The 12,490-nt window shown below is 72.0% G+C and carries 11 protein-coding genes; 4 read left to right on the top strand and 7 right to left on the bottom strand.

Features of this window, described 5'->3' with window-relative positions:
• The 7 genes from wecB to ACI379_RS07660 all read right to left on the bottom strand — a co-directional run.
• Positions 1 to 1,079 (bottom strand): non-hydrolyzing UDP-N-acetylglucosamine 2-epimerase (wecB, locus tag ACI379_RS07690; protein ID WP_439791500.1); only part of this gene is annotated, 1,079 nt, incomplete at its 3' end.
• Positions 1,076 to 2,194 (bottom strand): polysaccharide biosynthesis C-terminal domain-containing protein, encoded by a 1,119-nt coding sequence (locus ACI379_RS07685; protein WP_439791499.1) that lies wholly within the window; start codon positions 2,192 to 2,194, stop codon positions 1,076 to 1,078. The genes wecB and ACI379_RS07685, both read right to left, overlap by 4 nt.
• Positions 2,191 to 3,126, bottom strand: coding sequence for an NAD-dependent epimerase/dehydratase family protein (locus tag ACI379_RS07680; protein ID WP_439791498.1), 936 nt, complete (start codon positions 3,124 to 3,126; stop codon positions 2,191 to 2,193). The genes ACI379_RS07685 and ACI379_RS07680 overlap by 4 nt, the downstream gene beginning before the upstream one ends.
• Entirely contained in the window at positions 3,123 to 4,352 is a 1,230-nt protein-coding gene (locus ACI379_RS07675) for a glycosyltransferase family 4 protein (RefSeq protein WP_439791497.1), read from the bottom strand. Before ACI379_RS07675 ends, ACI379_RS07680 begins: the two co-directional genes overlap by 4 nt.
• Positions 4,349 to 5,305 (bottom strand): MraY family glycosyltransferase, encoded by a 957-nt coding sequence (locus tag ACI379_RS07670; RefSeq protein WP_439791496.1) that lies wholly within the window; start codon positions 5,303 to 5,305, stop codon positions 4,349 to 4,351. Before ACI379_RS07670 ends, ACI379_RS07675 begins: the two co-directional genes overlap by 4 nt.
• Positions 5,305 to 6,330, bottom strand: a complete 1,026-nt coding sequence (locus tag ACI379_RS07665; RefSeq protein ID WP_439791495.1) for a polysaccharide biosynthesis protein — start codon at positions 6,328 to 6,330, stop codon at positions 5,305 to 5,307. Before ACI379_RS07665 ends, ACI379_RS07670 begins: the two co-directional genes overlap by 1 nt.
• 61 nt (positions 6,331 to 6,391) lie before the next feature.
• Positions 6,392 to 8,755 carry a polysaccharide biosynthesis protein gene (locus ACI379_RS07660; RefSeq protein ID WP_439791494.1) on the bottom strand — a complete coding sequence of 788 codons (2,364 nt, stop codon included), beginning with the start codon at positions 8,753 to 8,755 and terminating at the stop codon, positions 6,392 to 6,394.
• Positions 8,756 to 8,940: 185 nt separating this feature from the next.
• On the opposite strand from ACI379_RS07660, the gene ACI379_RS07655 reads away from it, so the two are divergent.
• From ACI379_RS07655 to ACI379_RS07640, 4 genes are all read left to right on the top strand, one after another.
• A complete protein-coding gene (locus ACI379_RS07655; RefSeq protein WP_439791493.1) occupies positions 8,941 to 10,410 on the top strand; it encodes a nucleotidyltransferase family protein in 1,470 nt (489 codons plus the stop codon).
• A gap of 199 nt (positions 10,411 to 10,609) precedes the next feature.
• Positions 10,610 to 11,398, top strand: a complete 789-nt coding sequence (locus tag ACI379_RS07650; protein WP_439791492.1) for a hypothetical protein — start codon at positions 10,610 to 10,612, stop codon at positions 11,396 to 11,398.
• Entirely contained in the window at positions 11,395 to 11,670 is a 276-nt protein-coding gene (locus ACI379_RS07645) for a hypothetical protein (RefSeq protein ID WP_439791491.1), read from the top strand. Before ACI379_RS07650 ends, ACI379_RS07645 begins: the two co-directional genes overlap by 4 nt.
• A gap of 186 nt (positions 11,671 to 11,856) precedes the next feature.
• On the top strand, positions 11,857 to 12,490 hold a 634-nt coding region (locus ACI379_RS07640), incomplete at its 3' end, for a YveK family protein (RefSeq protein ID WP_439791490.1).

Here is a 12,490-nt window from a genome sequence, read left to right as displayed (position 1 = left end):
GAGGCGATGAACCGCACGACCCGGTTGGACGTGTCGCCCACCTCGTACCCGGCGGGGTGCGAGGAGGTGACGGGGCCGTCGGCGATCGCGATGCCGACTCCGCGGACGACGTCGTCGACCTCGAGCCCGGTCATGATGATGTTGCCGGAGTCCAGCGCCTCGGGGCGCTCGATCGAGTCGCGCAGCGTGATCGCCGGGAAGCCCAGGATCGACGACTCCTCCGAGATGGTGCCCGAGTCGGACAGCACGCAGGCCGCCTCGAGCTGGAGCTTGTTGTAGTCGTGGAAGCCGAACGGCTCCATGAAGTCGATGCCCGACAGGTCGACGTCGGAGTCCAGCGCCTCCAGCCGCTTGCGGGTGCGGGGGTGCGTGGAGACGACGATCCGCTTGCCGTACTGCTCCCGCACCGCCACCAGGCAGTCGAGGAGCTTCTGCAGCCGCTCGGGGAGGTCGACGTTCTCCTCACGGTGGGCGCTGACGAGGAAGTACTCCCCCGAGGTCAGACCGAGGCGCTCCAGCGCGTCGGAGGCCTCGATGCGGTCGCGGAACGTCTCCAGCACCTCACGCATCGGCGAGCCCGTGACCAGCACCCGTCGCGGGTGCAGCCCCTCGGCGAGAAGGTTGCGGCGCGCGTGCTCGGTGTACGCGAGGTTGAAGTCGGCGACGTGGTCGACGAGGCGCCGGTTCGTCTCCTCCGGCACGTTCTCGTCGAAGCACCGGTTGCCCGCCTCCATGTGGAAGGTCGGCACCCGCATCCGCTTCGCCATCACCGTCGCGATGCAGGAGTTCGTGTCGCCCAGCACCAGCAGGGCGTCCGGCTTTTCCTCCAGCAGCACCTTCTCCGTACCGACGAGGACACCGCCGAGGACGGCGCCCAGCGAGCTGGTGTCGACACCGAGGTAGTGGTCGGGGGCCCGCAGGCCGAGGTCGTCGAAGAAGACCTGGTTGAGCGAGTAGTCGTAGTTCTGCCCCGTGTGCACCAGCACGTGCTCGATGCCCGGCGTCGAGTCCAGACGGTCGATCACCCGCGCCAGCCGGATGATCTCCGGGCGCGTGCCGACGACAGTCATGACCTTCATGCGGATGCCTCCTGGGCGATCGTCTCGGGGTACTGGTCCGGGTTGACGGGGTCGAGCAGCTGGTCCGCCCAGAACATCGTGACCAGCTCGGTGTCGCCGACATTACGGATGTTGTGCACCCACAGGGTCGGCATGTCGACAAATGATGGCGTGTCCCCGCTCAGACGGAAACGGACGACCTCGTCGTGGAACAGCCGGCGCAGCTCGATCTCCGCCTCGCCCTTCACCACGAAGAACCGCTCCACCTTGTGCAGGTGGTAGTGCTCGCCGCGCTTCTGGCCCGGCAGCGTCGTCGACATGAACGCCATCCCCGTGCCGCCGTGCGCGCGGACCGTCTCGAACAGGTCGCCACGATTGTCGGCGTGCACCTGGGGCGACAGCGGCCACATCTCCGGGAACGCCGCCGCCCGGTAGGTGTTGAACAGGTTGCGCCGCAGTGGGGTCGAGATGTCCGGCACCTCGCCACGCTCGCGGTACAGCGCATGGAACTCCCCGAACAGCTCCAGCACCCGGCTGATCCCGACCGGCTCGGCCGCCACGACCTCGCGAACGTCGGTGCCGACGGCCGCGATCAGCGCGGCCGCCGCGTCCTGGGCGTGCAGGAGCGGGATCTCCCGGTCGCCGCTCACCGTGGGCACGCGCCCGGCCGCCACCTCGTGCGCGAACGTCGCCACGAACGAGTTGTAGCCCGGTCGCCCGTGCTCGCCGTACAGGTTGGGGAGCAGCAGGTCCGCGAAGTGACCGCCACCCGTGCGCACCACCTCGGCCAGCACCTCCGCCGCACGCGCCTTGCCCCGGCCGTACGGGTTGTCGAGGTCGGCCTGGACGGAGTTCGCGAAGACCACGTCCACCGGACTCCCCGACGCGGTCAGCGCCGCGGCCAGCGTCTCCGCCAGCTCCACGTTGCCCCGCTCGACGGCCTCGTCGGAGTCGGCCCGGTTGACCCCGGCCACGTGCAGCACCGTGTCGACGTCGGCCAGGGCGGCCGCGAGGCGCTGCGGGTCGGCGAAGTCGTCACGCCCCAGGCGTACGGCCTCGACGCCGTGCACCGCCCGCAGACGGCACGCCGTGTGCCAACCGAGGAAGCCGAAGCCCCCGGTGATCGCGACCTTCACTGCTCCTCCTCCGACGCCAGCGCCCGCCAGCCCTCGTGTCCCACCGGCACCGACCAGCCCTGCACCGTCAGCCAGCTCGGCGCCTGCTCCTGGCCCAGCCACAACAGCTCGACCCGACGGGCGTTGGCCGCCGTCGGCCGGTGGACCCGGCCCGCCAGCTTGGCCAGCGCCACGAGCGCCCGGGCCAGCGCCCGCGGTATGCGCCGCGGACGACGCCCACCCGACAGGTCCGTCATCAACGACGTCACCGTCACACCCTCCGACGGGTGGTGCACCACCGCCGGCAGCGCACCCTCGCGGACCGCCAGCTCGGCGACCGCCGCAGCCACGTTGGGCAGCAACGCCTGCGGGGTGAGCTGGTCCCCCGGCGCAGCCACCGTCGCCGCCGGGGACGTCGCGATCCGCCGGATCATCCGCGTCACCCGCCGCTGCGGGGCGTGCACCGACGGAGGCCGGTAGCGCACGCGCTCCACCTCGGACACCGCCTCACGCACCACGACCTCGCCCAGCACCTTCGACGCCGAGTACGGCGAGAAGGGGCGCAGGTCCTCGGTGTCGTCGAGGACCGGCTTGTCGTTCTGGACCACCGCCGAGCTCACGTGCACCACCCGGCGCACCCCGGCCCGGCCGGCCGCCTCGACCACGACCGCCGGGAGCAGTGCGTTCGCGCCGAAGAGGGCGTCCTCCTCCAGCGACGACGCGTCCGGGTTGCCCGCCGCGTTCACGACCACGTCCACGCCGTCGAACGCCTCTGCCAGCGCGGCGACCGCCTCGTGGTCCGCGGCGAGGGCAAAGACCTCCTGCGACGTCCGCGCGGTGCTGCTCAGACGCGGTGCGGCCACGACCACCACCTCGGCCCGCGGTTCCAGGGCCGTACGGACCTCCGAACCGACGAAGCCGCTGGCCCCCAGCAACGCGACCCGCACCGTCATGCCCTCCCCGTCGCGGCCGCGTCCTGCAACGCCTTCTCCAGCCCGGCGGCGCCCACCGACGCGCCCAAGCGGGTCTCGTAGAACCGACGCCCTGCGGCGCCCAGCTCGTCCAGCTCGGTCTGCGACAGTCCGCTGGCCCGTACGAAGAGCGCCGCGAGGGCGTCCGCGTCACCGGCCGCCGCGCTCCACCCGGCCCCGGACTCGTCCGTCAGCCGCGCCGCGTCACCGGGTGCCGAGGTGATCAAGGGGCGTCCGCTCGCCAGGATCGCCTGGATCTTGCTCGGCATCGTCAGGTGGAACAGCGGGTCGTCCTTGAGGCAGACCAGCTGCACGTCCGCGTCCGCCAGGACGCCGGCCATCTCCGCGAGCGTCCGCGACCCCTCGAACCGCACGTGGTCGCTGACTCCCAGCTCCGCGGCCAGCCGCCGCAGCGACTCCTCGGCCACGCCGCTCCCGATCATCCGCAGCGTCACGTCCACCGACGTACGAGCCTTCGCCACCGCCCGTACGGCCGTGTCCAGCCCCTGCACGTCGCCGAGGTTGCCGGCGTACATCACCTCGAGGGCACCCTCACGCCGGGGCCGCCGCGGCGCCGGGTGGAAGACGTCCTCGTCGATCCAGTTGTGCACGACCGTCACGTCCTCGGGCCGCACCCCGCGCTCGACCAGCAGGTCCTTCATCCCCGGGGAGATCACGGCGATGTGGGCGGCCGAGCGGTACACGGCGTTGCAGAACCGGTGCAGGATCCACTCGCTCGGCCGCACCAGGCGCGCCGGCATCATGCCGGTCGCCGTGACGGTGTCGGGCCACACGTCCTGCACGTACAGCACGAACGGGGTGCCGAAGACACGACGCAGCACCCAGCCCGCGGCCCCGACCGTGCCCGGCGTGGAGTACACCAGCGCCGCGTCGGCGCGGCGCGCAAGGAACGCACCCAGCGTGCTCGCCGAGACCATGAAGCTGAGGAAGTTGAGGATGCGGCGCGCGGCCGAGTCGTCGTGGCTGGCGAACAGCGGCACCCGGTGCACGGTCACCCCGCGCAAGGTCTCCCGGCTGTACGGCTTGACCCGGTAGCCCTCGTACACCTCGCCCGTGGGGTAGTTGGGGAACCCGGTCACGACCTCGACGTCGTGGCCGCGCGCCTTCAACGCGCGCACGATCGCGCCCGGGATGGCCGCCGAACCGACCTCCGGGTCGTACCACTGCGTCACGAACGCGAGCTTCACGCCGCCCCACCCTTCCGTACGACGACTGCCGGCGCGACCAGGTAGACCGCGACCGCCACCAGTCCCGCCGCCACCGCCAGCAGCTGCGACCCGTCCGACAGCAGCGAGGCGGCGCAGACCGCCGCCACCGCCAGCGCGCAGAAGGCCGCCGACGCCAGGTGCGGCCAGCCGTGGTCGGTCAGCCGCTGGTACACGTGCTCGCGGTGCGCCTCGGTGAGCGAGCGTCCACCACGGGCGCGCTTCACCAGCACCCAGCCGGTGTCGGCGCAGTAGACGACGAGCGGGGCGGCCGCGGCCAGGGGGCCGACGCCGCCGACCCACGCCACGACGGACAGGGCGACCACCACGAGACCGATGCCGTAGCTGCCCACGTCGCCCAGGAAGACCCGCGCGCGGGGCGCGTTCCACGGCAGGAAGCCGAGCGAGGCACCCAGCAGGGCGGCGCCCAGGACCGTGACGAGGCCGAGCTCCTCGCGCGCACCGACCACCCACCACCAGGCGCCGACGACACCCGCCGTCAGCCCCGAGATGCCGTTGACGCCGTCCATGAAGTTGAACGCGTTGATGTAGCCGGCCACGCCGACCACCAGCACCGGCGCCCACCACAGGGAGACCCCCGAGTGGACCGCCCACGCAGCCAGCGCGACCCCCGCGGCGATCTGCAGGGCCAGCCGTACGCCGCTGCCCAGGCTCCACAGGTCGTCGGCCAGACCGACGCCGGCCATCACCAGCATCGCGCCCAGCACCACCGGCCACGCGTCGCCCTCACGACCGAAGACCAGCAGGGCCACCACCAGGGTCAGCACCACGGCCAGACCGCCGCCCCGCGGGACCGGCCGGGAGTGGGACGACCGGTGGTTGGGGACGTCCATGAACTGCGCGCGGCGCAGGACGGGGACCAGCAGGCCGGTCAGGACCAGGCAGGTGACCAGGGAGACGACGAAGGGCAGCATCACGCAGAGGCCAGCAGCGCCCGGAAGGCCGGGAGACCGTTGAGGAGCTCCACGACGCCGTCCACGTCGAGACGCTCGGTGTTGTGCGAGTGGTAGTCGTCGATCTCCGACTCCTGCTCGTCGCCCTCGTCGAAGTACTGGCCGTAGTTGAGGTCGCGCGCGTCGACCGCCACCCGGAAGTAGTCGCCCTGGTCCTCCGAACGGGCCAGCTCCTCACGCGTCGCGAGCGTCTCGTACAGCTTCTCGCCGTGGCGGGTGCCGATGACCTGCAGCTCGGGCTCCACCCCCATCGCCTTGGCCACCGCACGCGCCAGCACCTCCACGGTGGAGGCCGGCGCCTTGCGGATGAACAGGTCGCCGGGGGCGGCGTGCTCGAAGGCGTGCTCCACCAGCAGCACCGCCTCGTCCAGGGACATCAGGAAGCGGGTCATGTTGGGATCGGTGAGCGTCAGCGGGCGTCCCTGCCTGAGCTGCTCCACGAACAGCGGGATCACCGAGCCGCGCGAGCACATCACGTTGCCGTACCGGACCGTCGAGACGACCGTGTGCGCCGTCGGGTTGTTACGGGCGAAGGCCTGGGCGACCTTCTCCATCATCGCCTTCGACAGCCCCATCGCGTTGACCGGGTACGCCGCCTTGTCGGTGCCCAGGCAGACCAGCGAGCGGACCTCGTTGGCGTTGCTCGCCTCGATCACGTTCGCCGAGCCCAGCACATTGGTCTTCACGGCTTCCAGCGGGAAGAACTCGCAGCTCGGGACCTGCTTGAGCGCGGCCGCGTGGAACACGTAGTCCACGCCGCGGGTGGCACGGTCGACCGAGTCGTAGTCGCGCACGTCGCCGATGTAGAAGCGCACCCGGTCGTCGCCCAGCGCGCGCCGCATGTCGTCCTGCTTGAGCTCGTCGCGGCTCAGGATCCGCACCTCGGAGACCCCCTGCGCGAGCAGGCGGCGCACCATGGTGGACCCGAAGGACCCCGTGCCTCCCGTGACGAGAACGGTCGCGGACGGGTCAACCTTCGTCGACACGAATAACTCCTAGATGAAGAGGTGGCAGTCCCCACGCGGGGCCGAGATCAGGGGCGGTCCGCTACTGCGGGACCTGTGCGTGATGAGGCAGGTGGACCCAGTCGCGGAGCACGTTCACCATGTGCTCCTTCGACGTCGGCTCCGTCAGGGACATCGGGACCTCCGGCGACAGCGGCGGCACGTCCACGTGGGTGATGAGCGGGTGGAACGGACGACTGTCCGCCTCGCCACCGGCGATCAGGATCTCATCGAGCTTCTCGCCCTCGCGCAGACCCGTGTACACGATGTCGATCTGCTGCCCGGACTGCGCGATGAGCTGCTTGGCGACGTCGTCGATGCGCATCGGCTGCCCCATGTCGAGGATCAGCACCTCGCCGTCGCGCCCGATCGCGCCCGCCTGCAGCACCAGCTGGCAGGCCTCCGCGATCGTCATGAAGTAGCGCGTCATGTCGGGGTGGGTCACCGTCACCGGACCGCCGGCCGCGATCTGCGACGTCCACGCCGTCAGCACGGAGCCGCGCGACCCCAGCACGTTGCCGAACCGGACCGAGATGTACGACCCCGTCGCGTTCGTCGCGACGTCAGCGGTGGCGCGCTCCGCGACCCGCTTCGACAGACCCAGCACGCTGGTGGGATCGGCCGCCTTGTCGGTGGAGATGTTGACGAAGTGCTCCACGTCGATCGCGTTCGCCGCGGCGAGCACGTTGATGGTGCCCAGCACGTTGGTCTTGTGGGCCTCGGCCGGGTACTGCTGCAGCATCGGCAGGTGCTTGAGGGCGGCGGCGTGGAAGACCACGTCGGGGCGACGGTCCTCGAAGATCTCCAGGAGGGCATCCGCGTCACGGATGTCGCAGAGGATGACGTCCTTGGTGTCCAGCAGCCCGTGCCCGGAGATGGAGAGTTGCACGCCGTGCAGCGCCGACTCGTCGCGGTCCAGCATCATCAGCTCGGCGATGTCCCAGCCGCTCAGCTGACGGCACAGCTCGCTGCCGATCGACCCGCCGGCACCGGTCACCAGGACCTTCTTGCCGGTCAGGAAGTGGCTGATCGCATCGAGGTCGGTGTCGACCTGCCCGCGACCCAGCAGGTCGGCCATGTTGATGTCGCGCACGTCGCGGATGGTCACGCGGCTGTCGAGGAGCTCACCCACACGGGGCAGTACCTTGACCGGCACCCCCAGCTCGGCGGCCTGCCGGGACACCTCGCCCAGCGCCTCCTTGCCGATGCCCGAGTCGGCGACCACGACCACCTCGACGTCGTGCTGCTCGCAGACGCGGGCCAGGTCAGAGGTGGTCCCGAGGACGCGCACGCCGTGGTCCGACAGGTGCCGGCGCCACGGGTCGTCGTCGACCATCCCGACGGGCTCGTACGGGGAGGTCGCATCGGTGCGCATCGTGAGCACCAGCTGGCGGGCCCGCTTGTCGGCGCCGACCACGAGGGTCCGGCGGGCGTCCTCGGAGGCCACGTAGTCGAAGCCGCGGACGTAGACGCGCCACTGCGCGCGGGCCAGCATCATCAGCGCGAACGACCCCAGAGCGGCCGCCACCGGCACCGACCGGGACAGGCCCTGGGCGAAACCGAAGAAGGTGACCAGCTCGGCCACCGCCAGACCGGCGAGCGACATGCACGCCAGGGCCAGCGTCTCTGCGGAGCTGCCGACCTCCCAGCGCCCGCGGTACACCTTCAGCCAGATCCCCAGTCCGACGTGGGTCGCGATGACGGCCAGCACGACGAGGACCGCGCGGAACCAGGAGATCTCGATCTCGGCGTAGCGCGCCAGCGCGAAGCCGGAGTAAGCCACCGCGATTGCGGCGGCGTCGAACGCGGCCATCACCCACACGCGTCGGCTGCGGACCAGATTGGCGAACCACCGGTCACGCCCACCACTCACGTCGGCCTCGCTCATCGATCCCCCATGTCCGTGCTCGCCAAACAGCCAGCCAAGCATGCCTCTCCCGCCGGATTTCTGCTGGGGGTTCCACAGTTTGGGGGTGGCGCGACCCTTGTCACGTTCCTGGTACCGGCCAGCCCACCGTCGCAGGAGGACGCCCGTCCCCACCCCGAGCAGGGCGCCGCCCGTGTTGGCCACCACGTCCTCGAACTGCGCCGAACGCCCCGGCACCACCTCGAGCTGCAGGAGCTCGGCCACGACCGAGACGCCGAAGCCGTACACGACCCAGTTGGCCCACGGGTGCCGCGGGAAGCCGATCACGCCGAGTGCTGCGGGCACAGCGAACATGCCCACATTGAGGACGAACTCCACGCGGCGCTGCGAGGAGGCCCACAACGGCACGCCCAGCTCCTGCAGAACGTGCGCCGCCGAGCCGACCACTCCCGTCGCGACCGGCGCCCCCGACTGGAGCAGGATCGCGGCGATGACGAGCATCGTCAGCGCGAGTGCCCCACGGGCCGCACGTTGCAGCATGGGCGCATGGTGGCACGCCGGATCACGTCGCGCGACCCCCTCGGGGCGCTCACGGACAGCACACTTCCCCGAGACGCGTCGTGGCGTGCGGGGTGGGCAACTACTGTGCCGTCCATGGCCGGGGACCACACGGGGGCGGACGCCACCTGCGCGCGCACGGATCGTGTCCGGGGTGACGCCGCGTGATGCTGCGACGCTCCCACCTGCGCGACGTCTACGAGGAGGACGGACGCTCGGCGGTCCTCGTGTCCGACCAGGTCGTCGTCCTCTCCGAGCTCGCCACGACCATCCTGCTCGCCGTGCCCGAGGACGGGGAGGCGGGCCTCGACACCGTCGTCACCGCGCTCGTCGAGGAGTACGGCGAACCGCCCGCACCGCACAGCGCGGAGGACCTCGCCCGCGACCAGGTGGAGACGCTCCTGGCGCACGGCGTGCTCGCACGCTCCGACGCGGTCCACGCCGCCGCCCTCACGACACCGGCGGCCGACGCCGTACGCGCGGCCCTGCGGCACGCCCTGGCTCGTGCTGCCGCCGACGGCGCCTCCGACGCGCCCGAGCCGTGGACACTGCCGGACGGCGTGACGCCCGCGGAGTTCGTCGCCGCCGCCCAGCGGCACCGGGTCAGCAGCGCCCTCGCGCTCGTCGGCGACACCCTCGACCTGCCCGTCGAGGCACGCGCCGGCCTCGAGGCACGGCACCGCAACGAGACGGCCACCGTCCACGTCCTCGCCGGCGAGCTGACCGAGGCCCTCTCCGCGCTGGACCGGGCCGGGGTCCGGGCGATGGCCTTCAAGGGCATCGCGCTGGCCGTGCAGGCCCACGGCGACGAGTCGGCCCGCGGCACCGGCGACCACGACCTCCTGGTGGCCCCCGCCGACGTCGAGGCGGCCCTCGGCGTGCTGCAGGGGCTGGGCTGGAAGATCATGTCCGCGTTCCCCACGCCCGGGCCGTCCTGGGCGTGGCGCCACCTGGTGCGCACGGCGTACGAGATCCCCCTCGTCCGCGACGGCCACATGGTCGACCTGCACTGGCACCTCGTCGCGAGCCGCGACTCGTACGGCGACTTCGACGCGCTGTGGGCACGCCGGGAGACCGTCACCGTCCTCGGGCACCCGGTGGCGACCCTCAACCGGTACGACGCGCTGCGCCACTCCGCCGCGCACGCCACCACCGACGACCGCCGCTACCTGCGCGGGCTGTACGACGTCGCCGTGCTGCTGCGCGACCCGCGCACCTGGGCGTCGGCCGACCGCCCCTTCAGCCACGGGGAACGTGTCACCGTCGGCGTCGCCGCGCAGATGCTCGACCTCGGGCCCGGTCTCCCTGCGGTCGTGGGCCACGCCCGGGCCGAGGCCGACGAGGCGACCGCCGCGGCGCGTACGGCGCAGGGGGTGCACGTGCCACCGACGACCTCGCGCATCCCGGGAGCCTCGCTCCTCTCCGGGGCGAGCATCGGCCTGCGCGCCCACCGCAGCCCTGCCGACCTGCGGCGGCAACTCTCCTCCGCCGTCTTCCTCGCCAAGTTCACCTCGCAGGAGCGTTCCCCCCACGCGTACGTCGCAGCCCCTCGGGTTCTCGCCCGGCGCGCGGCCGACGCCTGGGGGCGGGCGCGGAAGGCGCTGCCCGCGCGCACCCCCCGCCTGCGGCGCGGGTGACCTGCCCCACGTCGCGACGCCGCCCTCGCCTGGCGGGCGACGCCGCTGCATACCTCGAGCGCCACGCACTTCGTCTCCCCGCGCTTCGGCGCCGACCCGTACGGATACGGGTACGGCTACGCGCCCGAGACGCCCGCCACGTCCACAGAACGCGAGCACAAGGTCACGTCGCCCTCCCCGGCCGCCTAGTGTGTGCGGCATGTCCGCACACACGTTGCACGTCGAGGCCCTCGACGTCCTCATCACCCTCGAGGTCGCCGGCGACGAGCTGGCCTCGGCCGTACGCGACGCGTGGCGTGACGCCCTCACCGAGGTCGCCAAGGACGACGAGCGTCACCGCCGCACCCTGACCGTGGCCCTGGCCGACGGGGCTGCGGACGGGACCGACGTCACCGGAGCCGACGTGCGCGACGTGCTGCACCGCCTCTCCCCGGCCGTCACCATCGCCGCCCTCGACGCCCGCGCCGGCGAGCTCGTCCTGCTGCACGCCGCCGCGCTCGCCGACCCCGAGACCGGCGCCGCCGCCGTCCTCGTCGCCGCGTCCGGAACCGGCAAGACCACCGCCTCCATCGCGCTGGGCAAGGACCTGGTCTACCTCAGCGACGAGACCGCCGGCATCGACACCGACGGCCGGGTCGCCCGCTACCGCAAGCCCCTCTCGCTCGTCGGCGAGGACCACGTCAAGGCGCAGGTCGCGCCCAGCGACCTCGGCCTGCGCCTCGACCACGTCGACGGCCGCGTCAAGACCGTCCTCCACCTCGAGCGCGACCCCGGCCACACCGGCCACCCCACGGTCGAGCACGTGCACACGGTCGACGCCTTCGCGCTGATCGCGCCGCAGGCCTCCGCCCTCGCCCGTACGGAGAAGCCGCTGCACCGCCTCGCGGACGTCTTCGAGTCCACCGGCGGCGTCAAGCGCATCAAGTACGCCGAGGCCGCGACCCTGCTCCCCCTGATCCGCGTCCTGCTCTCGGAGGAGCGCTCATGATCCTGCGCCGAGCCGCCCTGGCGGACACCTGGTCCGACGGCCAGCGGACCGCCGTCTTCGTGGGGTCCAACGTCATCACGCTCTCCCCGATGGGCAGCGTCATCCTCGAGGCCGTCCCCGAGGGCGCGAGCGTGACGCTCGACGAGGTCGCCGCAGCGGCCGTCGACGCGTTCGGGTCTCCGGAGGAGCCGCTCGACCCGCGAGACATCGTCGCCGAACAGGCCGGCGAGCTGGCCGCGCACGGCGTGCTGGTGCTCACCGACGCCGAGTAGCCGAGGCCCCGGCGAGGCACCGTTTCCACCCGTGGGCCATCTCGCCTGATCCGGATCCCGCGCGTGGGGTCGGCGCAAGAACTATGCTGCGCGCGGTGAGCCGCGAAGCCTCGGCAGGGTTGCTGTGCGCACCGAGGGAGGCGGCGACGTCCGAAGCCCGCGACTCAACGACGTGATGGAGAACCCGTGGAACTGGCTGACTACCTCCGCATCCTGCGCAACCACTGGATGGCCGTGGCCGTCTGCGTGGTCGTCGTCGCCGCGCTGGCGTTCGGCTGGTCCAGCCTGCAGCCGAAGGTGTACGAGGCCAGCTCGAGCGGGTTCGTGACCTCCGGGTCCGGCGGGGACGCGGGCCTGGCCAATCTCAACGACACGCTCTCCAAGTCGCGCGCCGCCTCGTACGTCGCGCTCGCCAAGGACCGTGCGACCGCCAGCATCGTCGCCGAGGAGCTCGGCCTCGAGCAGTCCCCGGAGTCGCTGGCCGCCAACATCGACGCCGCCCAGACGCCGGACACCGTCCTCATCGTGATCACCGCGCGCGACGGCACCCCAGAGGGGGCCCAGCAGCTCGCCGACGCATGGGTGAAGGCGCTCGCGCAGCGCGTCGCGGACATCGAGGGCGCCACCACTCCCGTCACCGGGACGGGCCAGGACGGCAACGGTGAGACCACCAACCTCGGCATGCGGATCGAGGTCTCCGCGTCCGCCCAGCTGCCCACCACCCCCGTCAGCCCGCAGGTCGGCCGCAACGTCCTGCTCGGTGCGCTGCTCGGCGCCCTACTCGGCTTCGGGTACGCCGTGGTGCGATCCGTCCTCGACC

The sequence above is a fragment of the Nocardioides sp. genome (assembly GCF_051876515.1).
Taxonomy (GTDB): Bacteria; Actinomycetota; Actinomycetes; order Propionibacteriales; family Nocardioidaceae; genus Nocardioides.
The sequence above is the reverse complement of the archived record's forward strand: the minus strand, read 5'-3'. Positions and strand labels throughout refer to the sequence as shown.